Annotated in this window: 27 protein-coding genes and 2 pseudogenes; 15 read left to right on the top strand and 14 right to left on the bottom strand. The window is 56.2% G+C overall.

The window, feature by feature from the left end:
- Positions 1–3 precede the first annotated feature (3 nt).
- From ahbB (ACZ1HV_RS12755) to ACZ1HV_RS12720, 8 genes are read left to right on the top strand one after another with little or no spacing between them, the layout of a single operon-like run.
- Positions 4–993 carry a siroheme decarboxylase subunit beta gene (gene ahbB / locus ACZ1HV_RS12755; RefSeq protein ID WP_472718285.1) on the top strand — a complete coding sequence of 330 codons (990 nt, stop codon included), beginning with the start codon at positions 4–6 and terminating at the stop codon, positions 991–993.
- Entirely contained in the window at positions 990–1,445 is a 456-nt protein-coding gene (locus ACZ1HV_RS12750; RefSeq protein WP_472718284.1) for an Lrp/AsnC family transcriptional regulator, read from the top strand. The genes ahbB (ACZ1HV_RS12755) and ACZ1HV_RS12750 overlap by 4 nt, the downstream gene beginning before the upstream one ends.
- A complete protein-coding gene (gene ahbB, locus ACZ1HV_RS12745; RefSeq protein WP_298817687.1) occupies positions 1,442–1,930 on the top strand; it encodes a siroheme decarboxylase subunit beta in 489 nt (162 codons plus the stop codon). Before ACZ1HV_RS12750 ends, ahbB (ACZ1HV_RS12745) begins: the two co-directional genes overlap by 4 nt.
- Positions 1,931–1,933: 3 nt before the next feature.
- Positions 1,934–3,154 carry a heme d1 biosynthesis radical SAM protein NirJ gene (gene nirJ, locus ACZ1HV_RS12740; RefSeq protein ID WP_298964794.1) on the top strand — a complete coding sequence of 407 codons (1,221 nt, stop codon included), beginning with the start codon at positions 1,934–1,936 and terminating at the stop codon, positions 3,152–3,154.
- Positions 3,129–4,661 carry a cytochrome D1 domain-containing protein gene (locus tag ACZ1HV_RS12735; protein ID WP_472718283.1) on the top strand — a complete coding sequence of 511 codons (1,533 nt, stop codon included), beginning with the start codon at positions 3,129–3,131 and terminating at the stop codon, positions 4,659–4,661. The genes nirJ and ACZ1HV_RS12735 overlap by 26 nt, the downstream gene beginning before the upstream one ends.
- Positions 4,618–5,607 carry a CbiX/SirB N-terminal domain-containing protein gene (locus ACZ1HV_RS12730; RefSeq protein WP_298817693.1) on the top strand — a complete coding sequence of 330 codons (990 nt, stop codon included), beginning with the start codon at positions 4,618–4,620 and terminating at the stop codon, positions 5,605–5,607. The genes ACZ1HV_RS12735 and ACZ1HV_RS12730 overlap by 44 nt, the downstream gene beginning before the upstream one ends.
- Before the next feature lie 42 nt (positions 5,608–5,649).
- A complete protein-coding gene (locus ACZ1HV_RS12725; protein WP_298964803.1) occupies positions 5,650–5,898 on the top strand; it encodes a hypothetical protein in 249 nt (82 codons plus the stop codon).
- A 53-nt stretch (positions 5,899–5,951) separates the two neighbouring features.
- Positions 5,952–6,350: a hypothetical protein gene (locus ACZ1HV_RS12720; protein WP_472718282.1), complete on the top strand. Its 399-nt coding sequence runs from the start codon at positions 5,952–5,954 to the stop codon at positions 6,348–6,350.
- Positions 6,351–6,417: 67 nt separating this feature from the next.
- Here the strand turns inward: ACZ1HV_RS12720 and ACZ1HV_RS12715 are convergent, their stop codons facing one another.
- From ACZ1HV_RS12715 to ACZ1HV_RS12680, 8 genes and pseudogenes are all read right to left on the bottom strand, one after another.
- Positions 6,418–7,428, bottom strand: a complete 1,011-nt coding sequence (locus tag ACZ1HV_RS12715; protein ID WP_472718281.1) for an FAD:protein FMN transferase — start codon at positions 7,426–7,428, stop codon at positions 6,418–6,420.
- Positions 7,425–7,973: a nitrous oxide reductase accessory protein NosL gene (locus ACZ1HV_RS12710; RefSeq protein WP_298817702.1), complete on the bottom strand. Its 549-nt coding sequence runs from the start codon at positions 7,971–7,973 to the stop codon at positions 7,425–7,427. The genes ACZ1HV_RS12715 and ACZ1HV_RS12710 overlap by 4 nt, the downstream gene beginning before the upstream one ends.
- Positions 7,970–8,800, bottom strand: a complete 831-nt coding sequence (locus ACZ1HV_RS12705; RefSeq protein WP_298983051.1) for an ABC transporter permease — start codon at positions 8,798–8,800, stop codon at positions 7,970–7,972. Before ACZ1HV_RS12705 ends, ACZ1HV_RS12710 begins: the two co-directional genes overlap by 4 nt.
- A gap of 3 nt (positions 8,801–8,803) precedes the next feature.
- The gene (locus ACZ1HV_RS12700; RefSeq protein ID WP_472718280.1) at positions 8,804–9,709 is read right to left on the bottom strand and encodes an ABC transporter ATP-binding protein; all 906 of its coding nucleotides are present in this window, start codon (positions 9,707–9,709) and stop codon (positions 8,804–8,806) included.
- The gene (locus ACZ1HV_RS12695; RefSeq protein WP_472718279.1) at positions 9,706–10,989 is read right to left on the bottom strand and encodes a nitrous oxide reductase family maturation protein NosD; all 1,284 of its coding nucleotides are present in this window, start codon (positions 10,987–10,989) and stop codon (positions 9,706–9,708) included. Before ACZ1HV_RS12695 ends, ACZ1HV_RS12700 begins: the two co-directional genes overlap by 4 nt.
- A gap of 3 nt (positions 10,990–10,992) precedes the next feature.
- Positions 10,993–12,903: a TAT-dependent nitrous-oxide reductase gene (gene nosZ / locus ACZ1HV_RS12690; protein WP_298817705.1), complete on the bottom strand. Its 1,911-nt coding sequence runs from the start codon at positions 12,901–12,903 to the stop codon at positions 10,993–10,995.
- 29 nt (positions 12,904–12,932) lie between these two features.
- Positions 12,933–15,146, bottom strand: a complete 2,214-nt coding sequence (locus ACZ1HV_RS12685) for a NosR/NirI family protein (protein ID WP_298964823.1) — start codon at positions 15,144–15,146, stop codon at positions 12,933–12,935.
- A 138-nt stretch (positions 15,147–15,284) separates the two neighbouring features.
- Positions 15,285–16,399 (bottom strand): annotated as a pseudogene (locus tag ACZ1HV_RS12680) (NnrS family protein).
- Positions 16,400–16,727: 328 nt separating this feature from the next.
- Between ACZ1HV_RS12680 and ACZ1HV_RS12675 the strand changes: the two are divergent.
- Positions 16,728–17,402 carry an NnrU family protein gene (locus ACZ1HV_RS12675; protein WP_472718278.1) on the top strand — a complete coding sequence of 225 codons (675 nt, stop codon included), beginning with the start codon at positions 16,728–16,730 and terminating at the stop codon, positions 17,400–17,402.
- 36 nt (positions 17,403–17,438) lie between these two features.
- Here ACZ1HV_RS12675 and ACZ1HV_RS12670 read toward each other — a convergent pair whose 3' ends face one another.
- The 4 genes and pseudogenes from ACZ1HV_RS12670 to ubiT form a co-directional block, all read right to left on the bottom strand.
- Positions 17,439–17,819 carry a hypothetical protein gene (locus tag ACZ1HV_RS12670; protein ID WP_472718277.1) on the bottom strand — a complete coding sequence of 127 codons (381 nt, stop codon included), beginning with the start codon at positions 17,817–17,819 and terminating at the stop codon, positions 17,439–17,441.
- On the bottom strand, positions 17,792–18,700 hold the full coding sequence (ubiV, locus tag ACZ1HV_RS12665) for a ubiquinone anaerobic biosynthesis protein UbiV (RefSeq protein WP_472718276.1): 909 nt from the start codon (positions 18,698–18,700) through the stop codon (positions 17,792–17,794). Before ubiV ends, ACZ1HV_RS12670 begins: the two co-directional genes overlap by 28 nt.
- Before the next feature lie 7 nt (positions 18,701–18,707).
- Positions 18,708–19,693, bottom strand: a pseudogene (gene ubiU / locus ACZ1HV_RS12660) (ubiquinone anaerobic biosynthesis protein UbiU).
- Between the two features lie 17 nt (positions 19,694–19,710).
- On the bottom strand, positions 19,711–20,163 hold the full coding sequence (gene ubiT / locus ACZ1HV_RS12655) for a ubiquinone anaerobic biosynthesis accessory factor UbiT (protein WP_472718275.1): 453 nt from the start codon (positions 20,161–20,163) through the stop codon (positions 19,711–19,713).
- A 321-nt stretch (positions 20,164–20,484) separates the two neighbouring features.
- Between ubiT and ACZ1HV_RS12650 the strand changes: the two genes are divergently transcribed.
- The 3 genes from ACZ1HV_RS12650 (at position 20,485) to ACZ1HV_RS12640 (ending at position 23,086) form a co-directional block, all read left to right on the top strand.
- Positions 20,485–21,951 (top strand): UbiD family decarboxylase, encoded by a 1,467-nt coding sequence (locus tag ACZ1HV_RS12650; protein WP_472718274.1) that lies wholly within the window; start codon positions 20,485–20,487, stop codon positions 21,949–21,951.
- On the top strand, positions 21,948–22,601 hold the full coding sequence (locus ACZ1HV_RS12645; RefSeq protein WP_472718273.1) for a UbiX family flavin prenyltransferase: 654 nt from the start codon (positions 21,948–21,950) through the stop codon (positions 22,599–22,601). The genes ACZ1HV_RS12650 and ACZ1HV_RS12645 overlap by 4 nt, the downstream gene beginning before the upstream one ends.
- A gap of 92 nt (positions 22,602–22,693) precedes the next feature.
- The gene (locus ACZ1HV_RS12640) at positions 22,694–23,086 is read left to right on the top strand and encodes a VOC family protein (RefSeq protein WP_298817714.1); all 393 of its coding nucleotides are present in this window, start codon (positions 22,694–22,696) and stop codon (positions 23,084–23,086) included.
- A gap of 118 nt (positions 23,087–23,204) precedes the next feature.
- Here the strand turns inward: ACZ1HV_RS12640 and ACZ1HV_RS12635 are convergent, their stop codons facing one another.
- Together ACZ1HV_RS12635 and ACZ1HV_RS12630 are read right to left on the bottom strand one after the other, a co-directional pair.
- Complete coding sequence (locus tag ACZ1HV_RS12635) at positions 23,205–23,618, bottom strand: VOC family protein (protein WP_298964847.1); 414 nt, start codon at positions 23,616–23,618, stop codon at positions 23,205–23,207.
- A gap of 101 nt (positions 23,619–23,719) precedes the next feature.
- A complete protein-coding gene (locus ACZ1HV_RS12630) occupies positions 23,720–24,088 on the bottom strand; it encodes a hypothetical protein (RefSeq protein ID WP_472718272.1) in 369 nt (122 codons plus the stop codon).
- Here ACZ1HV_RS12630 and ACZ1HV_RS12625 point away from each other — a divergent pair, their 5' ends adjacent.
- The 3 genes from ACZ1HV_RS12625 to ACZ1HV_RS12615 all read left to right on the top strand — a co-directional run bounded on the left by ACZ1HV_RS12625 (position 24,089) and on the right by ACZ1HV_RS12615 (position 26,475).
- A complete protein-coding gene (locus ACZ1HV_RS12625; protein WP_472718271.1) occupies positions 24,089–24,499 on the top strand; it encodes a GNAT family N-acetyltransferase in 411 nt (136 codons plus the stop codon). It begins immediately after the preceding gene.
- A gap of 258 nt (positions 24,500–24,757) precedes the next feature.
- Positions 24,758–25,567, top strand: a complete 810-nt coding sequence (gene blaOXA / locus ACZ1HV_RS12620; protein ID WP_472718270.1) for a class D beta-lactamase — start codon at positions 24,758–24,760, stop codon at positions 25,565–25,567.
- Between the two features lie 32 nt (positions 25,568–25,599).
- Positions 25,600–26,475, top strand: a complete 876-nt coding sequence (locus tag ACZ1HV_RS12615; RefSeq protein ID WP_472718269.1) for a LysR family transcriptional regulator — start codon at positions 25,600–25,602, stop codon at positions 26,473–26,475.

Below are 26,475 nucleotides of genomic sequence, written 5' to 3'. Positions count from 1 at the left end.
ACCATGGAACGAATTGGCGATGCGACCGACATCACGCTGCTGGATGACTGGCAACGCGATTTCCCGATAGACCCGCGCCCCTTCGCGGTAATCGGCTCAGCCATCGGCTGCCCGGAAGAAGAAGTGCTGAACCGTCTGGACGTATTGCGTGCAAGCGGACGGATCACGCGGGTCGGCGCCACCTGCGCCCCGAACACCGTCTCGGCCAGCACACTGGCGGCACTTTCAGCTCCTGATGAAGTTCTTGAGCAGGTTGCCGAATTCGTTGGCAGCCGAGCAGGTGTCAACCATTCCTATTTGCGCGAGAACCGCTGGAACCTCTGGTTCGTCGCAACCGGACCGAACCGGGATCATGTCGATGCGGTCCTGAACGAGATCCGGGACGAGACCGGTCTGGTTGTCCTCGATTTGCCCCTGGTTCGACCCTTTAATGTGGATCTCGGATTCAAGCTCAGGGGCAATTCGCGGGAAACTCCGGTCGCGCGTCCGGTTGATCTTGATCGCCTGAAAGAGGGTGACCGCGAGATCCTTCAAGCGTTGACGACCGGAATGCCGCTCAGCTCGCGCCCTTTCGGCGACATCGCCTCCAAGCTGGACCGTAGCGAACAAGGCGTTCTGGACCGGGTGAAGGACCTTCAGGAGGCGGGCATTATTTCCCGCTTGGGCGTCATTGTCCGGCATCGGGCCCTTGGCTGGCGGTCGAATGCGATGGTGGTTTGGGACATTTCCTCTGAGCGGATCGATGCAGCCGGTCCTGCGCTCGCTGCGCTTCCCGGCGTGACGCTTTGTTATGAGCGCCGCCCGGTCAAGAACGTCTGGCCTTATCGCCTTTACTGCATGATCCACGCACAAAGCCGGCCCCGTGCGCTCGATACTTTGACGGAGGCAAGCAACCTTCCCGAACTGGAAGGCGTGAAGTTCAAGATACTCTTTTCCAGCCGGTGTTTTAAGCAGACCGGAGCGATGATTGCACGCACGGGAGCCGCCGCATGACCGGTGAGCTCACGGATTTGGACAGACGGCTCATCAATCGCCTGCAGGATGATCTGCCGCTCACTTCGCGTCCCTTTGCGACATTGGCAAATGAGCTCGGAATTGCCGAGGATGATGTTGTCGACCGGATCAGACACTTGAGGGACGAGGGACTGCTGACCCGTTTCGGCCCGTTTTTCGATGCTGAAGCGCTTGGCGGTGCATTTTGCCTGTGTGCCATGGCGGTACCGCAAGAGTGTTTCGAAGAGGTTTTAACCAAAGTCAATGCTCATCCCGAGGTGGCGCATAATTATGAACGCGACCACAAACTGAACATGTGGTTCGTGCTGGCGACAGAAAGCCGTTCGGCAATTCGCGAGTCTGCCAGGGCAATAGAGCAGGAGACCGGTCTGAAGGTCCTGCAGTTTCCGAAAGAGCGCGAGTTCTTCATAGGCTTCCGGGTAAACGCATGACCTTAAATCCGACCGACAGGGCAATTATAGAAGCGACGCAGGCAGGTTTGCCATTGGTGCCTGCACCCTTTGCCGTGCTCGCACAGACGCTTGGTCTGAGCGAAGACGATGTCCTGGAACGTCTGAAACGTCTCAAGAAACTCGGGGTCATTCGACGTATCGGTGCTGCTCCCAATCACTACCGGCTTGGGATGACCGCCAACGGCATGACCGTCTGGGATGTTGACGATGCGATTGTCGACGACATCGGACAAAAGGTCGGTGCACTTGATTTCGTCACCCACAGCTATCGGCGCCCGCGGGCGTTGCCGGATTGGCCCTACAATCTGTTTGCAATGGTGCACGGCGCAAATCGCGACGAGGTGCTTGCAAAGCGCGACCAGGTCGCTGAACTGCTGGGCGACACATGCCGGGCAAGCGACATCCTGTTTTCCACCCGCATCCTGAAAAAGACCGGAATGCGTCTCCGCAGGAAGGAAGGCTGAGCCATGTTTCGTCTGTCTGAATACATGCATCAGATCAACGCCCCAACTCCGGTCAAAGGTCCACGTGGGGCAGGGCCGGTCAAACCTGTCGTGATCTGGAACCTCACGCGCCGCTGCAATCTGAAATGCCGTCACTGCTATACGGTTTCCGCCGATGTCGACTTTCCAGGGGAATTGACGGCCGCACAGGCCATGGAGACCCTGGAAGATCTCGGTCGGTTCCGTATTCCGGCGCTCATTCTGTCAGGTGGCGAACCGCTTGATCGGCGCGACTTGTTCGACATCGCGACCCGCGCCCGCAAGTTGGTGCGCATGCTTGCCCTGTCGACCAACGGAACAAAACTGCACGGTGAGGCCGCCGACAAGGTTGCCGAAATCGGCTTTGATTACGTGGGAATTTCAATCGACGGGATTGGCAAGACAAACGACTGGTTCCGGGGTGTCAATGGAGCATTTCAAGACGCCCTGCGCGGTGTGCGCGAATGCAAGGCACGTGGGATCAAGGTGGGATTGCGCTTCACACTGACGGAGGGCAACTTCACCAGCCTTCCGGACCTGTTGCGCCTTTGCGATGACGAGGGTGTCGACAAGTTCTATTTGTCCCATCTGGTCTATGCGGGCCGGGGTGACAAGCACCGCGGCGAAGATGCCGAACACAAACGGTCGCGCTGGGCAATGGACCTGCTGCTGGAGCGAGCCTGGGAAGGCGTCAACGGAGGACTGCCACTCGACATCGTCACAGGGAACAATGATGCGGATGCTGTTTATTTCCTGAACTGGGCAAGAGAACGGTTCGGCGCCGAGACGGCCGCGCATATCAAGAAACATCTGATAGCCTGGGGCGGCAATTCCTCAGGTCTGGGGGTCGCGAATATCGATACGCTCGGCAATGTGCACCCGGATACATATTGGTCCGACTACACGATTGGAAGCGTGAAAACGGACCTCTTTTCAAAACTTTGGACAGGCAGCGATGCCATGCTGGCGCAGCTCAGGACACGGCCCCGGCCGCTCAAAGGCAGGTGCGGTGCCTGCGCGTTCAAGAACGTTTGCGGCGGCAACACGCGCATTCGCGCGTTGCAGGTAACGGGCGACCCTTGGGCTGAAGATCCGGCCTGTTATCTCAGCGACGCAGAAATCGGCACGGATGGAGATGGTTTCGAACGTCTCACCGTGACCCCATTCCGAGGAAAACGCCATGATCCGGCTCATCGTTTCGCTTAGCGTTCTGGCCCTGACATTGACTGCGCCGATGGCGGACCCGGTGCAGAACTATGTCGAAAACTGTCAGGAGTGCCACGGCGCTGAACGGCTGGGCGGGTTGGGGCCTGCCTTGATCCCGCAAACGCTGGGTCGCATGCGTGGTCCCAATCTCGTCTCAGTCATTCGTGACGGACGGGAAGCAACTCAGATGCCTGCGTTCAGCGAAACACTGTCCAGCGAGCAAATCGAGGAACTTGCTGTTTTTCTGAAACAGCCCCTGGCAGATGTGCCGCCCTGGGGTGAAGTTGAAATCATGTCCAGCCGCGTGATGAACGAGGATTACAAGTCGGTTGAAACCCCGATCTGGTCATCCGATCCGATGAACATCACTCTCGCGGTCGAAACTGGCGATCATCACGTCAGTGTTCTGGATGGTGATACCTTTGAAACGCTTGATCGTTTCGAGACACCGTTCGCGGTTCACGGCGGACCGAAGTTCACACCCAACGGCCGCTTTGTTTTCATCATGTCGCGCGACGGCTGGGTGCAGAAATACGACCTTTATGCGCTTCAGGAAGTCGGTCGGATCCGCGCAGGCTTGAACAGCCGCAATATCGCGATCTCGCACGATGGAAAATGGCTCGCGGTCGCCAATTATCTGCCAAACTCGCTTACAATCCTTTCAACGGATGATCTGAGCGTGGCGAAAGTGAAAAGTGTCAAGGGAAAGGACGGCACACCCAGTCGAATTTCCGCTGTTTATCAGGCTCCTCCACGTGAAAGCTTTGTGCTTGCTCTGAAAGATGTTCCGGAAATCTGGGAAGTCTTCTACGGCCCGAACCCGCCGCAGATGGGGTTTGCACACGACTGGCGGGATGAGGGGCCGCTCAAGAGTGAAGACCCATTCCCGGTCCGCAAGATCACGACGCCGGACTATCTGGACGATTTCTTTTTTGACCAGAGCTATGAATACGTCATGGGAGCATCGCGCAGCGGTGAGGGAGGGCAGGTCATCGATCTTGTCATTGGACAGAAGACCGCTGACCTCGATTTGCCCGGCATGCCGCATCTCGGGTCCGGAATCACATGGAAATATGGTGACACCACAGTCATGGCAACGCCGCATCTGAAAGACGGCGCAGTCACCGTAATCGACATGTCGACATGGAAAACCATAAAGCGGATCGAAACGCTTGGACCCGGCTTCTTCATGCGCAGCCACGAGAACTCCCGCTATGTCTGGGTGGATGTGTTTTTCGGTCCGAACAAGGACGTCATGCATGTCATCGACAAGGATAGTCTTGAAATCGTGAAGACGCTCCGCCCCGTCGAGGGAGCCACCGTTGCCCATGTCGAATTCACGCGTGACGGCAGCCATGCGCTTGTCTCCGTCTGGGAGGACGATGGCGCAGTGATCATCTACGACGCCGAAACTTTAGAGGAAGTCCGGCGCTTGCCGATGCGAAAACCTTCTGGGAAATACAATGTCTGGAACAAGATCACCTTCTCCGAAGGGACCAGTCACTGAGGCGATAATCGTCGCGCATGGGCAACCTCTGGACCCGCAAGCAGGTGAGGATCAGCTCAAGGCACTGGCTGAAAGAATAGCGCACGCCCTTCCGGGTTGGACGATACGCTCGGCGACCCTTGCTGCTCCTGGTGTTCTGGAGCAAGAGCTGGAGAATTTTACCGGTGTGCCTTATGTCGTGCCGGTATTCATGGCCGATGGCTGGTTTACCAAAAAAGCGCTGCCCGACCGCCTTGGCGACCGTAAAGTGCATCAGCTTTCACCTCTCGGGACTTTCCCCGGTCTGCCGCATCAATCGTTCAAATTGTTGAAACAGGAAGCTGAACAGCGCGGCTGGTGCTTCAACTCATGTGACATCATGATAGCTGCACACGGGTCGGAAACCGGTCCGGCTGCAGCAGAGTGTGCACTGTATTTTGCGCGCAGATTGCAGCGCCTGACACCCTTCAAAAAGAAGATCCGCACGGGTTTTCTTGCACAGGATCCGTTTCTGGCAAGGGTCGCAAGGTTCAGCACGCCCAGAACTCTGTTGCTGCCGTTTCTTGCCGGGACGGGATCACATTTGACTGTCGATATCCCGCAGGAGCTGGAAGAAGGCCGTTTTCAAGGCGTGCTTCTGCCTTCCATCGGCGAGGCGGCGTTCGTACCGGATTTGATTGCGCAAAGCCTCAAGAATGCTTGGCGCAGAACCTATGGTTTTGATCCGATGGATCGATCTCGGCTCGCTGTCAGTTTCACGCCGCCGCCGATATCTTCAACTGGAGGGCAAACAGGAGACCGGATCGGATCGGATCTGTTTGATAGTGCCACGCAGTTCTCGGGTGCATCGGCAAGACCGACATTCGCAGCAACAATCCGCAAGCTCAAAAACGCTGTTAGGGACTTTTTCTGCAAGCCCTGGGCAACCCGACGCAAGGACGGTTTGAACACGCCGCAGCGTTTTTGAGCTGGGCACCGGTTGCCAATCATTTTGAAAGGGAAAAGCCCAATGACACAGACAGACGGAACCTGGTCGGTAAAGAAGCTGGCTGTTGTTCTCTACCCTTTCTCCGCAGCTGCGGTTGCGATCAATCTTTTTTTGCTGAGCCTCATGGGCAAGGCCTTTGGCTTGCCTGTTTTGTCTCCAATGACATCGATCTGGATCAGTATACCCCTTGGAATTCCGGCAACCTGGGCGGCCGCAAAATGGGTGCGCGGGTTGATGGATGAAGCAGACGGCAATCAACGTTCGGACTGACGCTCGAAAGTTACAAAGGATCACAGATTTTTCGCACCGACAGGGAGCTGACCATGACGGATACTCAGTCGAAACGTCCCGCTTCAGTTTTTGTTGCACTCTTTGCGATTGTTTTCGGCCTCATGACTGTCCTGTCAGGCGGAATTGTTCTTTTCGGTGGTAGTGCAGCCATGGAGGCGGCCGGAAACGTTGTTCATTTTGTGCTGTGGTTCAATTTCCTTGCCGGCTTCTCATATGTGGTCGCAGGCTATGGACTGTTGCGACAACAACGATGGGCATATTGGCTGTCGATTGCCATCTTTGCAGGCACAGCAATGGTGCTCATCGCTTTTGTAGTGCACGTTATGCTGGGTGGCGCATACGAGTTCAGGACAGTCTTGGCCATGATGTTCAGAACGATTGTCTGGGCCATGATTGCGCGGGTCGCAAGAGGCAGCGCGTTGCGTGGATAGCTGTCCCGCTAATTGACACCCAAGAAAAGATTACGGGCCTGCGTGGCCGTCTCGTTTTCGCGAGTTGTTATGTTGCCAGCCAGTTTGTGGACCTGTCTTCACGCACGATGAATGCACGTGCCTTTTGGAAGCCGGTCAACGCTTGCCGCAATTGGGTTTCACCGCAGACGAGCGCTGCCGTCGACAGTCCGTCCGCCAATGCCGCACTGGGGGCGACGACGCTTGTTGCGGCAAGACCGGTATCGACTGGATGGCCGTTTCTTGGATCCAGAATGTGGGAACGCGATCCACCCTGGTCGAATGTCGTCCCCAGCCGCGCCGAACTTGCAACCGCAGCGTTGGCAAGATGAATTTCTGCCTGTGCGTCGATCAAAGACGGGTCGGGACGAAGGGTGACCGGCCATCCAGTTTCTCCCCGTTGCATCCTTTGGGGAGCGGTCCCACGAGCTGCAATTTCGCCGATTTCAACCACTATGTCCCCGCAGCTTTCTCGTTCCAGGAATGCGGCGATGCGGTCGGTGACGAAACCCTGCGCAATGCCGTTGAGTGTCATTGCCATGCCGGACTTTCTGAACTTGATTTCGCCCGGCCGGATCTGGACATGATTGAAGCCGACGCGAGCAAATGCCGCCGCGAAATCACTTGTCTGATTTCCAGCAACCTGCCGCGCATAGTGGCCCCACAGCGGCTGGACCGTTGGATCGAAGGCACCTTCCGTCGCGCGATGCAGCCTTTGCGACAGGCTGAGGATTTCCAGCATTTCCAAAGACGGGGCGAACAACAGCCCCGTGCTGTTCAGACGGCTCAACTCGCTGTCCGGCTGGTAGAGACTGAAAATGCCTTCCAGGCGTCGGATCTCTCCTTCGATCGAAGAAAACAGATGTCGGGCTCTGTCAGCGTCGGTGTGCAGCAGATTGATTTCCGCTTTCGCACCAAGCGCGATCCCGCGCCATGTGTGAAGATCGGGTTCAGCACCGACCGCTCCCAGGGGAATGGCCACACCGGCAGCAGCGGCAGCACTGATGGTGATGAAACGGCGGCGGCTCAGCGGCCTGGCTGCAGCATTAGACCGACTCATCGCTGCACACCTTCAATTTCGTCTCTCTTCAGTTGTGAGGCTGACGAGAGCTCGACCGGTGCAAGAACGTATTCAGCCGGGATATCAGCAAGGCGAAGGACGTGGCCTCCGTTTGTCTCCGCGAATGTTTTTGCACCCTCTTCAGTACCGAACGGGATCGTTTCGGGCGCCCCCATTCCGCCGGTCTGCTTGCTTTCGACAACAAACCAGGCCTTCTCAGCTTCGATCCAATTGTCAAATCCTGGCTCCTCCCAGCTCTTTGCCTTATCCATATCATTCACATAGATCGCAGCTATGTTTTTAGGTTCTTCCGGCGACAGTTTGAACGCCACTGCATCTCGTACCTGCGTAAACCAGAACGGGAAGGGCATATCCGTCAAATGGATTTGCGCCTTGGGGCCGGTATGCTCCAGAACGGTCATCTGGCAATAGTGGCCGGCAGCTTCAGGTGTCAGCGTGATCGCATCTGGTTTGGCGATCTGGACCTCTTCCTGGCAGGCTGCGAGAAGACAGGCCGCTGCAAGCGCGAGTATCTGTATTCTCATGGTGTTATTCTCCGAATAAGCAAGGCGGAAAGGCTGAGCGCCAGAGCGGCGAAAACCGTCAGTGAAACAAGCGCGAAAGCCGGATCAAAGGGTAGGGAATCAGATACCCCGGCCATGCCGCCAACCAGTTCGCTTGCACCAAGCGCGGCAAGGTTGAACAGCCGGAAAGCGTCCGCCGGGTTCAAAAGCACCGCATAGGGAAAGAGATCTGAGGCAAAGGTTCCACCGGGGTTGGCAACGAGAGCGCCAAGCAGTGCCAGATCGTAAAGAACAACCATGATCAGCCAAACGGCTATGGCCGCGGCAGCTGCCGTTCCCGGTTGCCGGGTCAGCGCGCTCAGGACATAGCCAATGGCAAGAAAGGACACACCCAGCAACACTGAGGTCGCGATCAGACGGACAAAATCGGGAAGACCTGCAACGGACCCGGCACCCAGGGTGACGAGAAGCGCGGCTGTCAGTCCGTAACCTATGACGAGCGCAAAGGTCAGCACAAGCGTATGACCAAGCGCTTTCCCGGCCAGAAACTCGGTCCGGGAAATCGGGCAGGACAGCGTCATCAGCAACGTGCCACGTTCGATCTCGCCGCAAATCGCATCAAAAGCCAAAAGCAGGGCGATCAGAGGCACGAGGTAAACTGAGAGACTGGCCAGGGACGCAACGGTGATGGTCAATCGATCCACGCCAAGTGTGCCTGCCGGTGCTGATCCAAGAAGCGCCAATGCGAGCGAAAACACCGCAAGGATCAGTGTCGCGAGCAGAATCCATCTGTTGCGGATGCCGATCCTGATTTCCTGAGCGGCAAGGGTCCAGATTCTGGAGAGCATCGCTTAAGCCTCCTTTTGCGCGCTTTTGGAAAAGTGCCGGTAGACGTCGTCAAGACTGGGCGCATGCACGTCGACATCCTCAACCAGACTTCCAAGGGCGCTTATGGCGCTGAGAGCTTTGATCTTGTCGTCAAGTCCACAGTCGAATTCCACCGAGCGCCCATTCATGCGACCGCCGCCAAGTTGGGCTGCAACTTCCTGAACAGCGCCAGGTCTTGTCCTGATTTTCATCCGGATGGGCAGACCCGCCTGCTCACGTAAATTGCTGAGCGCATCATCGGCGACGAGACGGCCTTTGGACATGATCAGGATCCGATCCGTCCGGGCCTCAAGTTCGGTCAGGGCGTGGGAGGACAACAGAACAGTTGCTCCCTGGTCTGCAATCTCGCCAATGAGTTCATAGACAGTCTGTCGGGAAATGGGATCAAGCCCGGTCGTTGGTTCGTCAAGCAGCACCAGCCGGGGTTTGCCGATAAGTGCCTGCGCCAATCCAAGCCGTTGACGCATTCCCTTGGAATAAGTGCCGACACGGCGCCCGGCAGCATCTGACAGTCCAACCTTGTCGAGCAACGGTAGTGCCTTTGCAGGCCGTTGCCCTTTGAGACGGGCGTAAAAGGACAGCACTTCCCTGCCTGTCAGCGACGGCGGAAAGGCGACGGCTTCGGGGAGATAGGCCGTCACGTTGCGCGCGGGTGCACTTCCCGGGCCCGATCCCAGTATGGAAATGGCACCTTCCTCACTTTTGAGGAAGCCCAGCACAATCTTGAACAGTGTGGTTTTACCAGCGCCGTTGTGGCCAAGAAGTGCAACACGCTCTCCCGGTTGAAGCGAGAAGGTGACGTTGTCCACCGCCTTTTGTGCGGAAAAGTGCTTGCTGACGCCTTGGACAGAAAGGCAGTTGCTGATCATCCCTGTACTCCCGAATTTGGCATGGGCCGAACCGGCGGATGCATAAGAGGGGCGTTGTCGACAATGCCGCCCGGCAAAAGGGCCGGAAACTGGGACTGGGTCCAGCGCAGCAATTGAACTGCGGGACTGCCGACAAGCAATTTTGCCGAAGGTTGGGTCCAAAGGACCTGGTCAACCAGATCATTCGGCCGGTAGGCCGTGTCGGCCAGGCCGTCGCCATTCATGTCGAAGGCAGCGTGGTCGCTCCAGTAGTTGCCTTTACCGCCTGTGCTCCAGTCGAGCATGCGGCTGCCGACATATTTAACCTGGGTCTTGTTGCCGATGAACGCATTCCCCTGGAAGGCATTCTTGGCCGAACCGGCTGTGAAATGAACACCGATCGGGCAGCCTTCGAAACTGTTGTCTGTGACGGTGTTCTTGTTGGCATTATACATGAACAGGCATTTTTCACCGCCGCCGGAAACCTGATTTCCGGTGATTTTGGCCCGGTTTGCGTAGTTCAACATGAGACCATGGTTGCGGTCTCCAACCGAGACATTGTTTTTGACTGTCAGTCGGTCGGAAAACATCAGCGCGTAGCCGATGTCATTGTCCTTCGAGGTGTTGCCCTCAATCGTTCCACTGTTGCCGTGCATGTAATGAATGGCGAAGCGGAGGCCTTCAAAATGATTGTAGCGGAAAGTGTCTCTATGACTGGTATTGACGAAGACACCGTCTCTGCCGAAGCGGATGGTATTGTGTTCTGCCAGCAGGTCCGGAGCGTTCCAGACATAGATACCGTTCCCGCGCTCGTTCATGCGCAGATCACGGCGGCCTTCAATCAAATTGTTGGAAACGATCGCATTCCTGGCACCATGCACGTCGACGCCTGTCAGATTGTCCAGGATCGTGTTGTTACGCACAACCGCACGATGAGCTTTCTTGGTGAGTTTGACGCCGGCATCGAGTGTTTCCTGTGACAGGCCCGAACCGGTGAGTGTCAGGCCCAGTATCTGGACATCGGGAACATGCACCGTAATGACGCTTCCCGTTCCATTTCCGATGATCCGCGCGTTTCGGCCACCGACCAGCGTGATCGCCTTGTCAATCTCGACCGGGCCGGAATGGTCGCCTGGCGCAAGCCGGAGAGTGTCCCCGGCTTGCGTATCTTTCAGGATCTCCTGCAAGGCGCCCTGTTTGGCCGGGACAAGCCACTCCTTTGCAGCAAGCGGTCCGCAGACCAGCAATGCAGCACAAAGAAGGGTCAATGATCCGACCGGTTTGGACAGGACGCAGCGCATGGATCAGGCTCCTCGGGGCTCGACAAACATCCGGCCGCGCATTTCCATGTGAAGTGCGTGGCAGAACCACTGGCAATAGAACCAGTGAACACCGGGACGCTCGGCGATGAAAGTGACCGAAGCCGTCGCTTGAGGTCCGACTTCCATGGCGACACCATAGTTTGCCAGGCAGAAGCCATGAGTTAGATCATCGATGTCATCGATATTGGTGACATAGACCGTCACTTCGTCGCCCTGCTTTACCGTGAATTTCTCAAGGCTGAAGGTTGGCGCGACCGAATGCATGTAGACGCGAACCTTATTGCCGTCACGGATTACGTCAGCGCCATATTCCAGATCGACGCCATCGGCTTCGGCCTGTCTCTTCGCATCCTCAAAGCTCGGGTCATTGCGGTCCCAGACAATCGCGGGGTTCACCTTCGACCGGTGAACGATGATGCTGTCATGCGGCTCGGCGAATGTCGGCCCGTCATGAACGACTTTCATCTCGTCGCCGGATATGTCGATAAGCTGTTCGTTCTCCGGTTTCAGCGGGCCAACGTTCAAGAACCTGTCCTTGGAGAACTTGTTCATCGAAATCAGCCATTTGCCGTCCGCTTCCGCGGTCTCACCCATGGATGTGGAATTGTGTCCCGGCTGATAATGAACATCGACTTTGGAGATGATCGGGTCGACATCTTCGCCCGCATAAGCGCGAACGGCTTTGTCGATGTCCCATTTGACGACCTGACTGTCCAGGAACAGCGTGGTGAAGGCACCGCCCTTGCCGTCAAATGCCGTGTGCAGTGGGCCAAGACCCAGTTGCGGCTCGCCGACAATCGCGGAACGTGGATCGGCATTGTCATTGAACAGCGCATCCAGCTTCGTGACATCGATGATGGACACCGTCGGGGACAGCTTCCCGTTGATGACAATGTGCTGCTTGTCCGGTGCCGCGTTACAGCCGTGCGGGCTGTTGGGGATCGGAATGTAGCGGGTGAACTGGGAATTGGCTTCCTTACGGCCGTCCACAACAGGAACGCCCTTCATTTCCTTGTAGTTTCCGGCTGCAACGGCTTCCTCGATCGCCTTGATGTTGAAGACGACGCAGTGATCCAGCTCGCTTTCGGTCATCTCGGCGAGGTTTGTTCCCATTTCCGAGTTGTAGCTGGTGGAGAAGGCGTATTTGCCCTGATAGTCAGCGTCGGTGTTGTCAAGATTGCCTGAGACGATCACCTGCCATGCGACTTTCATTTCATCGCCGTCGATTGCGGTGAAGATGCAGGCATATTGTGACGGGTCATCTAGGACGGAGCCATCATTGACCAGCGGTGCTTCGTGCTCGCCATTGGCAAAAATGTACCCTGTGCGCGGATACTTTTGCGGCCGCATGCCATGGATATCGTGCGCGTTCGGGATCTCGATGATCTTGTCGCACTTCATCGTCGTGCAGTTGATGCGGGCAACGCGGGTGTTTGCCTTGTCGTTCGCGAAGATGTAACGACCGTCATAGGTGCCGTCGGTGAAGGACATATGCGGGTGGTGCAGATCGCCATTGTCGTAGGTGACCTTGCCCTGCGCAGCCAAATATTCCTTGGTTTCCGGAAGAAGTCCTTCGGTCAGAACCTTCAGCGACTCATTGGTCTGCCCCCAACCGGTTGCAGAGCAGCGGTTGAAAACCGGTATGCGCATCAATTCACGCATTGACGGAACACCCAGAATGCGCACTTCGCCGGTCTGGCCCGAGGACCAGAAGCCGTAATATTCATCGAGTTCGCCCGGTGCGAGTGCGAATTTGTGATCACCATCAGCCGCAAGGGCCGGAGTTGCGCCGCTCGCAGCGACAGCTCCCATGCCTGCGACGACCGCAGTCTTGGCGGTACCGCCTAACAAGTCTCGGCGGGACATGCCCCAATGTTGTTCTTTCTCCTTCATGGCTGCTCTCCTTATTTGCCGTTTGAAGGTTATTCAGCCGGAAGTGGCTTCGCGCTTTTGGCGCTCTCCTCCGGTTTGCGCAGCCCGGTCTGCACCTCAAATCGCCGCCTTTTCGCAAGCTTTTTGATGCAAACGGGACATTTCTGATCGTGCTGATACAGCACCTGGCAATGCAGGCAGTTCAGGCACTCGTTGGGATTGATGTTGCCTTCGGGATGAATGGCCTGGACCATGCATTCCTTGGCGCAGCGGTGGCATGGGTTGCCGCATTCGCGGTAGCGCTTCAGCCAGTCGAACATTCTAAGCCGGGCCGGGATGGCGAGGGCTGCCCCGAGTGGGCAAAGGTAGCGGCAATAGAACCGTTCGATGAACAACCCTGCGACCAGCAGCGCCACTGCAAAAAGGACAAACGGCCAGGCCCGTTGGAACTTGAGGATAATGGCGGTCTTGAAAGGCTCTATCTCGGCATAGTGCTCTGCTGCGTCCAGCGAATAGAGTGACAGTCCGAACAGGCCGAGAAAGATCATGTATTTGAGCGGCCAGATGCGCTCGTGGAGACCCCAGGGAACCTCGATCTGAGGGATGCGGCAAAGCTTTGCCAACCGGTTGGTCAACTCCTGCAAAGCGCCGAAGGGGCAGAGCCAGCCGCAATAGGCCCCCCGTCCCCAGAACAGCAATGCTGCTGCCACCGAGAACCACAGCAGGAACACCAGGGGATCCAGCAGGAATGCGTTCCAGCTGAATTCGGTCGTGAGGGAGGAAAAGAAGGCCATCACATTCACGACAGACAGCTGCGCACTCTGCATCCATCCCAGCCAGACCAGCGTGAAGGTCAGGAAACCGATGCGGAACCAGAAAGTGAATTTCTCGTTCCGGGTGACCTGCATTTGAAAAAAGAAGACAAGCGTGAGAATGCCGATGGCTGTTGCAAGCACGATGATGTCGGACTTGCGGTCTTGCCAGATCCGTTTCCAAAGGGCCTGAACAGCTGCCTGATCGTCCGACAGGCCGGTTTGCTGGAGTGCCGATGCATCGCTCGCACTCGTGCTTGTCGCGATCGTTTTCAAATATTGGTCCGGCAACTGGTAACCGAGATCAAACGTCAGGAACACTTTGTCGATCGGTCCGACTGCACGTTGAACCAACAACTGCAGGCGAAAATCCTTGGCCGGATCGAATTCTGTGTCGGCCGGAATGATGAATACGTCCATTTCGGTGAAAGCCGGTGCGCCATCGGCGGCGATTTCGCCGATACGCGCCTGCTGCTTGTCGAAAAACCTGACGGATATATCGTCTTGAATGAGTTGGATCCTGTCGAAGATCCCACCACGGACATAGCCCGAGCCTTTGAAGGAATAGCGGCCACGCCCCATGACGATGAGGGCGTGTTCGCCGTCCTTCAGGCGTTTCTTCAGGTTGTCGTATTCCGCTTTGCCGAGGAGCGAGAGGCCAATAGAGGGCACATCGGCCAGGGCCAGATACATGTCGATGAACGTATCTGTTTCCGGCCCGCCTTCAGGCCGGGCTATTGCGCGCGGATCGCCCTGAAGCTCGAACGAATTGTTGATCTGCGCGATGTCGAGCGACATGCGCCGCACCGATCCATCACCTGTCAGGGTCAACCAGTCGGCAACCTCTTGAAGGCCGGGGTCGATTTCCTTCTGCGGTCCTTCATCTGCAAGTTCGGGAACGAGACCGCCAAGGCTCAGTGCGCGCGCCACCTTCAGTCCGGAGCGGACAATGGAATCGTCAATCACCATGATGGTGACAGTCGCACCGGAGATGATGTCCAGATCGTGAGCCGAGCCGCCGCTGGCCGCTTCCGCCTTCAGATCAAGACCTGCATAGCCTTCCGTCACGGCGCGGATTTTGGAATCTGGAATGCCGATCAGGACGATGGGTTCGGAGTGTTTGACCAGACGAACGCCCGTCACGATCGCGTTCAGATCGACACCGACCATCGTGTGAATTGGCTTGCCTGAATATCCTGTCGTCGACACGAAGTCGGAGGTAAGAAACACCCAGCCAATCGTTTCTCCTGCTTTTAAAGCAGGGACGATAGGAAAGTCGTCTCGCAAGACACCATAGCTGTCGGCGTCCGGAACAAGTTCACTCACCTGAACCTTTTCCAGGAAGCCTGTCACAAGGGGGCCGGCAGACTGTGCGGCAGACACCTGGACCAGAACCAGGAGCAAGGCTGCGCACAGCGTCTGAAAGCTGAAATGATAAAACAGTGGACGCACGTGAAGCGCTCCGACACACAACTTGTTTTTGGTGTGCCGATCTTCGGTGATGTCGCACGAAAGCTACTTGACGATAGTCAAGCTAGCTTGGGTGTTTTTGCGCTTGCGATTATGTGGTTGGAATTGTTGGGAGTTTCCCTAGCTGCTCTGGCGCGCAGGCCTTGGTCTGGTCAGAATGGGATAGAAGACCCAGGCAAACACGGCAAACGCCAGCAGCCAAAGTGTTCCCGATATTAACATCACCGGGAAATAGTCGAAGAACATCGTGCCGAAGGTCCGAAAAACCGCAGCCCCTATAACCATGAGATACGCGAGAACAATCGGCCCCGACACCACGAGCGGCCTGCCGCTATGACCCAGGGAAGCGCGTGTCATCATAGCGAGCGTCATGCATCCGATCGCACCTGCGGCAAGAAGGTGTAGCGATGCGGTTTCGCTTAATATCCCGAACACCAGGGTGCTTCCGTAAACAAGATAGCCTGCTGAAAGCAGCAGATACGCCACATGTAAAATCCAGAGGATGGGATTTTTCGTGTCGCCATTCCTTGCCAGCCGGTCAGCCGGGCAAGGTTGACCGCTCCGGCAACAAGACACAGTGCGCCAAGCCCCCAGGGCGGCACAAAGGGAAGCGTTGCCAGAGCCGTCAACACAGCGGAAAGTATGCCGATCCGATCAAGCCAGCCGTAGGATTGAGGCAGGGCACCTGAGTAACCTTCTCTGTTCAGGGCATTGCGGGTGAAGGCCGGAATGACGCGGCCGCCAATAATGGCAATCATGGCTGCGCTTGTGAAAATGCCAAGGCGAACGCCTGTTTCTGCGAGATCGGTGCTCCAACCGACCCAGTCGAGATGCATCAAGAGATTGCCAGCAAATAACGTGCACAGCAAAAGCAGAAAAATTGCGTTGCGAAGCTGTGACTTCTGCGTGAGCCGGCCAAGTATGGCCGTGGAAAGGACCGGAATGAACGCAAGGTCGACTGCGGCCACAAGAAACGGATCAAGCCAAGCGGAAAACCAGATTGCCATCCTGCCCGAAAGCCAGATCACGCTGCATATCGTGACAAAGCGGGGTCCAGCTTCCTCGGTTGCGGTCCAGTTCGGAACCGCGGTAACAAAGAAACCCGCGATCACTGCCGTCGTATAGCCGAACATCATCTCATGGGCGTGCCAAAGGTAGGGCATCATCCGAACAGGCAGGACATCCAGCGTATCACCACCAGCAAGAGCGGCAAGCCAAAGGGTCCAGACGGCCATTGCTGCGACGGAAAACAGACCGGCAGCAAGAAAGAAGAACCGGAACCCGGCAGTCAGAACGGTCGGAAAACGGCTCTTGAATTTGGGGCGTCTGGATTGGACGGTAGCGGCCATGAAGCGGTCTCTTGAATGCAAAACCGACTGCAGTCGGTTCAGGAGCCTGAAAGCGGCTCGTTTCAACAAAGCCACATGGTCACAGGCCTGAGCCGTGAAGTTCTTGATCATCGTCAAGCTGATCTGAAACCGACGACTTTAAATTGGTGAAAGTGGTCAAGCCTGCGGGTATGCCGGAGACGACCGCAGTCAGAATCAAGGTATGGAAACTTCAATGACCGAAACCGGTTGGATCAACTATATCGTTGCCTTTGCGGTTTTTTTCGCATCTCACATGGTTCTTGTTCGCCCGCCTGCGCGCCCCATTCTCGTTAGGGCACTGACACCTGCCGGTTTCACAATCTGCTATTCGGTTCTGTCTCTGGCGATCCTCTGGTGGCTGATTGTTGCAGCCCGCGATGCACCTTTTGTTGAGATCTGGGCATGGGCTCCATGGCAGAATTGGGTGCCGCGCATTGCGATGATACCGTTTTGCGTGATTCTGGCATTCGGCGTCGGCGTGCCAAATCCGTTTTCGTTCGGCGGAATGCGGAACGATCGGTTCGACCCAGCCAAACCCGGCTTGGTCAAATGGATCCGTCATCCGGTTCTTGCGGCACTGCTGGTCTGGTCAGCAGCCCATCTGGTTCCCAATGGCAATCTGGCGCATGTGATCCTGTTTGGCGCATTTGCAGTGTTCTCGCTGCTTGGCATGAAGATGATCGACAAGCGCCGCCAGCGCGAAATGGGCCCTGACTGGTTGAGACTGGTGCAAGCGATGAAACAGGTTCAAAATGTGCATGATGTTGATTGGCAAAACCTGCTGATAAGAGCGCTGCTTGCCTCTGTAACCTACTTCGTGCTCGCAGGCCTCCATCCCTATCTCATCGGTATCGATCCGTTTGCTTGATGCGAAGGCTTGCGTTTCCCCCGAAAAAACGCGTTGCTATTTCATGATTTTTGAAATGGTCGACAGACCGACCAGCCGGTCCGCGCACCGGTCTGCAAGGTCCGCCAGAAACTTCAGGCTTTCGGCGTGATCGTAAAGTTCTTCCGGTGTGAGTTCGAGCCGGTCGATTTTTTCCAACTCGGTCAGAAACGAGATGCCGGAAACCAGGTTGTGATAATCCTCGCGAATGCTGTCGACCAGTTCCTTGCGCGCCTTGTTTTGCCGCCAGGCCTCAATCGCTACAATCGTGCGATCAAGTTCGGTTTTGCAGCTGCAAGGCATGTCCAGTCCCGACAGCTCGCGGTGGATCTGCTCGATCAGGTTATGCTCTTTTTCATAAGTTCCGGAATTCAAACCGGAAGAGATGTTTTTTTCCATCCCGCTTCCCCTTTCAGATATGCGTTGCACAAGGGACCGGGCAGCTCTAGTCCTTCCAGCTGCGCCTCGAGCTCTGCTGCATCCAGGGCCCCATCCAGAAATTCACGAAACGCATTGCTGACGGCAACCATGTCCAACATGTGCGGCGACAGGCGCAGTCTTTGGATCCCTGATGTGTTGAGATGGTCTCTGGTCAGGGCTGCAACGTGACAGGCATCAGAAAGCGTCTGGATGCCGTTCGCGGCCAGGAACCGCTCACCGTCGAGTGTTGCCACATTCATTCCATCAGGGTCCCGTTCGCAAATGAATTGGCAGGAATCTTTGCTGAGACCATGAGCTCTCGCATGATAGCAGCGCGACGAAAGCGCCAGCGGCAAGCGGCCGAACGCGAAAAGTTCAATCGCAACCTCGGGCACAAGCGCTGCAATCTGCTGAATGGATTCCAGGGGAAGTTCGACAGGCGGACACCAGGAGACCGCTCCCTGTTTTGCAATAAACGCCAGGCTGGCCTCATTGTAGATATTCAGGAAAGGACCAGCCGTGAACGGACGGGCTTCTCTGGATGGCAAAAGGGACATGTCGTTGATTTCAATCGGCATGTCGTAACTTGCTTGCTGCTTCAGAATATTGCGTTCGCGCTTGTTGACCGGCTGCGCAAGGGTAGACAACACCACTGTCTTGCCGGACCTTTCCAGTCGTTCGATAGCTTGCGGCCACACAGTATCTGTAAACGGCATGCGCTTGCCGCAGACGACTTCGCCCAAATAGACGCGGTCGATCTCGGCTTCATCGGCAATGCGTGCATAAAAATCCAGAAGCTGGCCCGCCGGCCAGTTGAAGAGGCAGGGCCCAAGGGCAAGTTCAATCCGCTCTGACGCCATCACAATATCACCGCCAGGTTTTCTTGTAGGAGCCGGACGTCTGCCGTCCGCCCTCGGAAAACGTTTTCAGCGCAGCAATAGCCGGACCAGCGTCTGTGCCGGTCGCAAGTCCGTCTACGGCGCGCCTGAAACCGCTGACAACACCCGCGATATAGGCCTTGCCGCGTTGCCGGCCTTCGATTTTCAGAGCTGTGACACCGGCCTTTGCGAGGTCTTCCAGCAGCTCGAATGCGTTGAGGCTAACCGGGTCTTCAAAAAGATATCCCGTTCGGCCTTCGGCTGAAAATTGTCCCTTGCAGAGTGTCGGATAGCCTGCCGGTGTATTTTTTCGAAGCTGTCGATGGTGAAACCGCCGAGCTGGGCCAAGAGCCGGCCTGCCTTGTCTTCCCGATAGTCAACATGATCGGGTGGCGAGCAGACCCCGGTCAGATTGGGCGACTTTCCAGTTGCATAGGAGGAAAGCGAACAGCGCCCCTCGGTCATGACGCAAAGCCCGCCAAAGACGAACACCTCGGTTTCGACGTCGATTTCCCGATTGAGGGCCGCGATTTCCGGAACTGAGAAAACACGTGGCAGCACCACGCGCTTTACCCCGAACGTATCGGAGTAAAATCGGATTGCTTCCGGTGAATTTGCTGCTGCCTGAACTGAGAGATGAAGCCGTCGATCCGGGTGTTTTTCCGCCGCATGTTCAAGCACCGCGAGATCGGCGGCTATAATTGCATCGGCGTTACATGCTGCAGCGTCATCCACCGCCTGACGCCAGAGACCGATACTTCCTGCTCTGGCAAAGGTATTGATTGCGACAAGCACCTTGGCACCTTTTGCGTGCGCATAGGCAACACCGTCGGCAAGCTCTGTTGGTGAGAAGTTCAGGCCCGGAAAATTTCGGGCATTCGTCTCATTGGCAAATCCGCAATAGATGGCATCGGCGCCTGCGTCCGCCGCCGCTCGCAGGGCGGCTGGTGTTCCGGCCGGACAGACGAGCTCCATCTGCTTTTCTTCCTTGCTCACCGCTGGCCGCCCTGTTCCATTGAGCTGGCGTTCCGGCTTCCGTTACCGGCCAGTCTTTTGGCCTTGTCGAGTAGCGTTCCGCTGAACCCGTTCATCCACTGCGCCGGTCGTCCGCTGAGACCGAAGAATTCTCCAGGTGTCAGATCGGCCTCTTCCAGCGTGTTGCGCAGCGCCAGCACATGCTCGGTTCTGCCTTCTATTTTAAGGTCCCGCGTGAAAAACAGGGCGTCGGCGTCATATGTGCCGTCAAGCAGTCCCAAAAGAACCAGAAAGGGAGCCCTGACGACAGCCTTGGCGCGCGTGATTTGGTCCTTGTCGCAGATTTCGACGCTGGATTTGTCATTGTCCAAAGACAGAAGAAATGCGTGTGGCATATCATCTGGAACAATTGCGATCGGTACTTTGACAACCGCACCCAGCCGCTGCAGCAGCTCCGGTCGACGTGCCACGAGGCGCCTCGTGAACCGCGTCAGAAGAACCTCCATCGGCGTTTTCGGCAAGGGAGCGATCAATGTTGAAATCAGGGGTGGCAAGCTGAGGGCAGGTGCGGTGGTCGGCATATGAGGTCTCACTTTCAGCGCCGAATGTAGTTCGCGCAATTGCCTGAATGACTTGACAAAGATCAAGGTTCAATCCGGCCCGGTCAGGACAATCGGGCGTCTTGAATGAGGGCATGAGCGTCGGTGCTGAATGCTTGAAATCACCATTGATAGCAAAGCGATACAATGTCCGGCCGTGACTTGCCGAAATTTCATAACCTATCGGAATTTATGACGTTTTTGGCTTCTGAAGATGAGTTGAAACATCTTTCCGAGCCAGTTGATATCCATCTTGAGGCGACAGCTTTACACCAGCGGGTCATCCGTGACAGTGGACCGGCATTGCTGCTGAAGGCCCCCAGATATGGGTCGCAGGTGCAATTTGCCGCATCCCTGCTCGTGAACATCTTCGGGACGCGGAAAAGGGTCGCCAACGGTCTTGGCATCCATCCCGATCAATTGCCGGAGCTTGGACAGTTTCTGGCCGCATTGCGCGCGCCCGAAACTCCCGCGTCCCTGCGTGATCTTCCAAAACTGTTTCCTGTGGCCAAAGCCGGCTGGAACACCCGCCCGAAAAAAATTGCCGCATCCAGGGATCTGCATGACGTTGCACCGGATCTTAAGTGCCTTCCCGTTCAGACCTGCTGGCCAGAAGACGCCGGACCTTTGATCACCTGGGGACTGGTTATCACAAGGCCACCCGGAGTGGACGATCCAAGGCTCTACAATCTCGGCATATACCGAATGCAGGTTCTGGACGGACAACGCGCCATAGTACGCTGGTTACCGTTTCGCGGCGGGGCGCAGCATTACCGGCAATGGCAGGGCAAGGGCCAGTCGATGCCCGTTGCCGTCGTCATCGGTTGCGATCCGGCGACACTTCTGGCGGCCGTGATACCTGCTCCGGGCAATATCAGCGAACTGGCGCTTGCTGGTATTTTCAACGGCAGGCCCGCGCGTCTCTCGCCCTGCAACCGCATTCAAATGCATGTTCCCGAAGGTGCGGAAATCATACTGGAAGGTGAGATCCACCCCGAGGAGACCGCGCTTGAAGGGCCATTCGGTGATCACACCGGTTACTACAACGACCCTGCCGAATATCCAGTCTTTCATCTGAAGGCGCTCCGCATGCGGGACGACGCGGTTTATCTGTCGACCTTCACAGGACGCGCACCCGACGAACCTTCGGTCATCGGCGACGCCATGACAGATCTCTTTCGGCCAATCCTGCAGCAGGCCTTGCCGGAAATACAGGATGTTTTTCTGCCGCCAGCGACCTGCTCCTACAGGTTTGCCATTCTCAAGATCGACAAGTCATATCCGGGACAGGCACGCCGCGCGATGATGGGCTTCTGGTCGTTGCTGCCGCAATTTTCCATGACCAAATATGTCATTGTGGTCGACGATGATATCGATATTCGAAACTGGGACGAGGTCATGTGGGCTGTCGCAACCCGGTCCGACCCGGAACGCGACCTTCTTGTTCTCAGTTCCACGCCGGTTGACCAGCTTGATTTTGCAAGTCCGCGTGAGGGTCTGGGCGGTAAACTCGGCATGGATGCAACCATCAAGATCGGTTCGGAAACCGCACGGCCCTTTTCGAAGAAACTTGTGATGCCCCGGGATGTGGCAGCGCGTGCAGAAGGCCTTTTAGGCAAACTGAAACCGCCTGAAAAAGTGGAAGCTTCAAGGCTATGACCTCATCCAGACGCGTCATTGTCGGCATATCCGGGGCGTCGGGCGCTGCAATTGCGCTCCAAATGCTGCGCATGTTGGCCGACCTCCAAGTTGAGCGGCATGTCATTGTCACGCGCGGGGCAGAACACACCATCGAGCACGAACTGGGCCCGGATGGCCGCGAGCAGATCGGCGCATTGGCAACGGTGGAGTATCCGCAGACGGACCTATTCGCACCTCTCGCCAGTGGGTCGTTCTCAGTGGACGCCATGCTGGTGGCGCCATGTTCCATGCGAAGTCTCGCCTCGGTCGCCTATGGAACTGGCGAGGGGCTTTTGTGCCGCGCTGCGGATGTCACACTGAAGGAGCGACGGCCTCTTGTCCTTTTGGCCCGTGAAGCGCCACTTCATGAAGGTCACCTGGAAGCCATGCTGAAGGTGACGCGCATGGGAGCGATCGTCTCGCCAACGGTGCCACCCTTCTATGCCGGATTGACAGATCTGGACGATCTTGTCCGCCAGATCGCCGCCCGCGCCCTGGCAACGGCCGGTATCGATCCAAACGCGAACCTGCGCAGATGGCAGGGTCCGGCGAAGCGGGCTGTCTGCCGCTCGGTGGTGGAAACTGATCCAGGTGACGGTACCGGGAAACAGGCTGGCGAACGTTCTTGAACCCGTAGCGCCTTTTGTTTTCCGGTAGAAAGCAGAGCTATTGTGCTGAGTTTGTTCTTGTTTTATTCTCCTATCAATCAGGAGAAATAGCAATGTCAGTGATCAGCCATATTACGCTCGGCACCAACGATATTGAACGTGCAGGTCGTTTCTACGACAAGGTTCTTGGTGCCCTTGGTTTCGAACGCTTGCCCAAGCCACCGGGGAAACCACCGGCCTTTGAAAAAGGCGGCATGCCAACCATTTATCTTTATCCGCCCGAAGATGGTCAACCAGCCACCTGGGGAAATGGCACTCATGTTGCGTTCGTCGCTGACACCAGGGACGCAGTCAGAGCCTTCCACCAAACCGCGCTAATCGAGGGTGGAAGCAGTGCCGGCGAACCCGGCAGGCGTCCACACTATGGAGAAAACTACTACGCTGCTTATGTTCGAGATCCTGACGGCAACAAACTCCAGGCCGTCTGCTACGCAAAAGAAGATTGAGCACCTAGGGGCCTGGCGAATTTAAGGCGTTTCAATTGGGTTGGACCTTTCGGAACAAAGTCTGGACCAACTTGAAAGGCATCTCTACGAAATTCGAGCCCAAGAGGCCATACCGCGATCAGTCGCGTCCGGGCTCGTCCGGATTGCTGGAGAACAGTGCAATCTTGTTGCCTTGCGGATCGCGCAGGTAGCCGACATAAAAACGGGGTCCGTAAGAGGCACGGAAGCCAGGTTGGCCTTCGTCAACACCGCCTGCGGCAAGTGCTGCGGAGTGAAGCTCACGAACCTGCTTTTGACTATGAGCTTCAAAGGCTATCATGGCGCCGTTCCCTGCGGATGCCAGTTTTCCATCAAAGGGAGGTTTGACGTAAAATTCCGGTTGAGCGGCAGCCTGCCCCGGTTTGACAGGCAGCGCAAAGCTCAGGCCTTCGGGACTTTCCTCCAGTTCGTAATCAAGGGCGGGCAGGAACGCGCAGTAGAACTGTTTTGCCCGGGCAATGTCGTCAGCACCGACAGTGACGTATGCAATCATGCTGTGTTTGCCTTTCCGGAAGTTCTCGTGCAACGAGCTGGCTGCCTAATCAGTAGAGCAACACACACTCAGGCTCAATTGCGATCTGGGCCCCGCGGTGGTCACTTGCGCTGGCACACGCCCGCCAAAAATGACTGTTGGTTGGATGTCGTTCCAATGCAGACATTGATGCGATGAGACTGAGAGCGCCTTGTTGGCCACGCGACAATTCCAGCTACGGGCAGATGGAAAAAAAATAGCGTTTCACTTTCGCTGCTATTTTTTGACAGACGTTCGACGGGCTGGCTATGCAAATTGTGCCCGTCCACCACATATGAGTGAATGAAATTGGTCACCTTGAGACTGCGCTGTTCGTCGCTCGGGCAGAACACCGGTAATCCATCAAATGACTGCCACAGGAACTTACCTTGAAACACAAAATCGTTTTTACGCGGCTGCCGGAAATTGAGCCCACCGAAATTGAAGCTCACATGTCTGACCCAAGGGTCGCGGAACACATGCCGCTTTTGACATTTGAATGGGACACGGCAGCCGTGGCGAAGTTTGTCGCGCAAAAGGAAGAGTGCTGGTCTCGCGATGGGCTCGGCCACTGGGCGATTTTGTCAGACGGTCGCTATGTCGGGTGGGGAGGTTTTCAGAAAGAGGGTTATGAGTGGGACTTCGGATTGGTTCTGAAGCCCGACGCCTTTGGTCTGGGGACTCGTATTTCGAAAAAGGCACTGGAGTTTGCCATAGCCGACAAACGCATCCCGTTTGTGACATTTCTTTTGCCACCAACCCGCAAGAACCTGGGGGCACTTAAAAGAATTGGAGCGCGGTGTGTCGGCGAGGTTGAGTATGATGGCGCAAAATTCCTCAAGTTCCGGCTTGAGACCGAATGACAGCCTTGTCTCGCGCGTCAGGTTTTGAGTGCGCCCTTCTCTAGTAAAGCAGGCCTCCTTCAGAGAAATTTCAAACCACCGCAGGGAACAGATTTCTGGTTCGCTTCATGTTGCCGCCTTCGTACTCGCCAGGCCGCCAAGTCTTGTTCCTTGCATGGGCAAACTATTCCTCCGTGGCGATACAACAGTCGAAACATGACTTGGACGCCGCAGGTGGATTGGAGGTAAGTGCTGCTTGAGCAGTGAAGGAAAAAATCCATGAAAATACTGAATACGCTTGTCGCAGCTACCGTCATAGCGATCCCGCTACAGGCGTCGGCAGAGCAGCAGGTTGTTTGTACACTTGCAGTTGAGCTCGCCTCGAACAAAATCCTGATTGAAGAAGGAAAATGCGATGAGCGCATGTCTTCCGCCTCTACCTTCAAGATCGCGATAAGTCTTATGGGATTTGACAGCGGTATTTTAAGGTCGACGGAAGCACCTGAATGGCCATTTCAAGAAGGATATGCCGATTGGAATCCCAACTGGCGACAGGATACGAGGCCATATAGCTGGATGCGGGACTCGGTTGTCTGGTACTCGCAATTGGCTACCAAAAAACTGGGACAGGAACGGTTCGAAGCCTACGTTGACACTTTTGGCTACGGAAATCGTGATGTGTCCGGTGACAAAGGCATGTCGAATGGATTGACCAACGCCTGGCTCAGCTCGTCGCTGAAGATCTCACCCGCCGAACAGGTTGATTTCATCGCGCGCATGATCAAGGAAGAATTGTCCGTAGATCATTTGGCCGTCGCTCAGACCAAGGCACTCCTGAAAGTCGAAAAACCGATTGATGGATGGACTGTTTATGGCAAAACTGGTGCGGGACTGCCCTTTGGTGACGACGGTAAAAGATTGAAGGGACAACCTTTCGGTTGGTATGTCGGCTGGGCAGAAAAGGAGGCTCGCACCGTGGTGTTTGCCCAACTGCTTCGATTTGGTGAGCGTCCCGAGCAACGCCCGGGCACTCTCGCCCGAAAAGGTATGATGGATGCGCTCTTTGCCGCTGGTGGTGCCCTTAACTGAGACCGGTCGATGCTTGCAGGGGCGGCGCTGCGATGAACATTGACCATCTGCGAGACTTTTTATGCGTCGCCGAAACTCTCAACTTCACACATGCAGCCAACCGCAGGAATACGACACAATCGAACCTAAGTAAGCGTTTGCGGGCGCTTGAAGACTATCTGGGACGGGCGCTGGTTGATCGCGGTAGCCGGCCTCTGTGTCTGACGAAAGCAGGCGACGATTTTTTACCGGTCGCCCGGCAAATCCTATCCGAAATTGACAGCTTTCGAGGCCAGTCTATCCCCTGGAGCACCAGTGAAGGAGGCGTGTCCATTGTGATGCCTCACAATGTGAGCTTCACCGTCTTTCCAAAATTCAAGGAGTGGCTGTCACGCCGACTGGGTGGCGTTCATTTTGCCCCAATGCTGGCCAATCACGACACCGCCGCCAGGATGATCGCGCGATCCGAGATGGACTTGGCAATCGTGACCAGACACCCAAGCGTCCCGCTGGATGAGAATTGGTCGGTTCTCCGCTATGCGGACATCGCCAAGGACAGGCTTATGATCATAGAGCCAGCCGACCTACCGGAAATTGAACTGTTGCCGCTGCACGTTTCCCATCCACTGACCTATGTGGGTCAGATATGGCAAGCGTGCCGCGATAGCATTGCGGAACTGCCTGTGACCGAAGAGGTGCCGCATGGCATGGCCGCGGACATAAGGGCTCATTGCCTTTCGAAAGGCGAGCGAGGTGTTCTACCGGAGAGCCTCGTCGAGGCAGATTTGGCCGCTGGCAGAATAGTTGCCAGAAATTGCGAAGCCGAGATGGGGTACAGAATTTCGCTGTTTTGCGCACCACAAGCGACCCGACGAGCCAAAAACATCTGGGCTGTTACGAAAGAAAATCTTGATGTGTCATCTCAATAG

Source organism: Roseibium sp. JB4-4, assembly GCF_055693425.1.
Note: the sequence above shows the minus strand (reverse complement) of the source record. Positions and strands in the feature narration are given on the sequence as shown.

What these genes read in the sequence shown, in the direction of transcription:
- ahbB (WP_472718285.1), top strand. Translation starts at nt 4, where the DNA reads ATGGAACGAATTGGCGATGCGACCGACATCACGCTGCTGGATGACTGG.
- ACZ1HV_RS12750 (WP_472718284.1), top strand. Translation starts at nt 990, where the DNA reads ATGACCGGTGAGCTCACGGATTTGGACAGACGGCTCATCAATCGCCTG.
- ahbB (WP_298817687.1), top strand. Translation starts at nt 1,442, where the DNA reads ATGACCTTAAATCCGACCGACAGGGCAATTATAGAAGCGACGCAGGCA.
- nirJ (WP_298964794.1), top strand. Translation starts at nt 1,934, where the DNA reads ATGTTTCGTCTGTCTGAATACATGCATCAGATCAACGCCCCAACTCCG.
- ACZ1HV_RS12735 (WP_472718283.1), top strand. Translation starts at nt 3,129, where the DNA reads ATGATCCGGCTCATCGTTTCGCTTAGCGTTCTGGCCCTGACATTGACT.
- ACZ1HV_RS12730 (WP_298817693.1), top strand. Translation starts at nt 4,618, where the DNA reads ATGTCTGGAACAAGATCACCTTCTCCGAAGGGACCAGTCACTGAGGCG.
- ACZ1HV_RS12725 (WP_298964803.1), top strand. Translation starts at nt 5,650, where the DNA reads ATGACACAGACAGACGGAACCTGGTCGGTAAAGAAGCTGGCTGTTGTT.
- ACZ1HV_RS12720 (WP_472718282.1), top strand. Translation starts at nt 5,952, where the DNA reads ATGACGGATACTCAGTCGAAACGTCCCGCTTCAGTTTTTGTTGCACTC.
- ACZ1HV_RS12715 (WP_472718281.1), bottom strand. Translation starts at nt 7,428, where the DNA reads ATGAGTCGGTCTAATGCTGCAGCCAGGCCGCTGAGCCGCCGCCGTTTC.
- ACZ1HV_RS12710 (WP_298817702.1), bottom strand. Translation starts at nt 7,973, where the DNA reads ATGAGAATACAGATACTCGCGCTTGCAGCGGCCTGTCTTCTCGCAGCC.
- ACZ1HV_RS12705 (WP_298983051.1), bottom strand. Translation starts at nt 8,800, where the DNA reads ATGCTCTCCAGAATCTGGACCCTTGCCGCTCAGGAAATCAGGATCGGC.
- ACZ1HV_RS12700 (WP_472718280.1), bottom strand. Translation starts at nt 9,709, where the DNA reads ATGATCAGCAACTGCCTTTCTGTCCAAGGCGTCAGCAAGCACTTTTCC.
- ACZ1HV_RS12695 (WP_472718279.1), bottom strand. Translation starts at nt 10,989, where the DNA reads ATGCGCTGCGTCCTGTCCAAACCGGTCGGATCATTGACCCTTCTTTGT.
- nosZ (WP_298817705.1), bottom strand. Translation starts at nt 12,903, where the DNA reads ATGAAGGAGAAAGAACAACATTGGGGCATGTCCCGCCGAGACTTGTTA.
- ACZ1HV_RS12675 (WP_472718278.1), top strand. Translation starts at nt 16,728, where the DNA reads ATGACCGAAACCGGTTGGATCAACTATATCGTTGCCTTTGCGGTTTTT.
- ACZ1HV_RS12670 (WP_472718277.1), bottom strand. Translation starts at nt 17,819, where the DNA reads ATGGAAAAAAACATCTCTTCCGGTTTGAATTCCGGAACTTATGAAAAA.
- ubiV (WP_472718276.1), bottom strand. Translation starts at nt 18,700, where the DNA reads ATGGCGTCAGAGCGGATTGAACTTGCCCTTGGGCCCTGCCTCTTCAAC.
- ACZ1HV_RS12650 (WP_472718274.1), top strand. Translation starts at nt 20,485, where the DNA reads ATGACGTTTTTGGCTTCTGAAGATGAGTTGAAACATCTTTCCGAGCCA.
- ACZ1HV_RS12645 (WP_472718273.1), top strand. Translation starts at nt 21,948, where the DNA reads ATGACCTCATCCAGACGCGTCATTGTCGGCATATCCGGGGCGTCGGGC.
- ACZ1HV_RS12640 (WP_298817714.1), top strand. Translation starts at nt 22,694, where the DNA reads ATGTCAGTGATCAGCCATATTACGCTCGGCACCAACGATATTGAACGT.
- ACZ1HV_RS12635 (WP_298964847.1), bottom strand. Translation starts at nt 23,618, where the DNA reads ATGATTGCATACGTCACTGTCGGTGCTGACGACATTGCCCGGGCAAAA.
- ACZ1HV_RS12625 (WP_472718271.1), top strand. Translation starts at nt 24,089, where the DNA reads ATGTCTGACCCAAGGGTCGCGGAACACATGCCGCTTTTGACATTTGAA.
- blaOXA (WP_472718270.1), top strand. Translation starts at nt 24,758, where the DNA reads ATGAAAATACTGAATACGCTTGTCGCAGCTACCGTCATAGCGATCCCG.
- ACZ1HV_RS12615 (WP_472718269.1), top strand. Translation starts at nt 25,600, where the DNA reads ATGAACATTGACCATCTGCGAGACTTTTTATGCGTCGCCGAAACTCTC.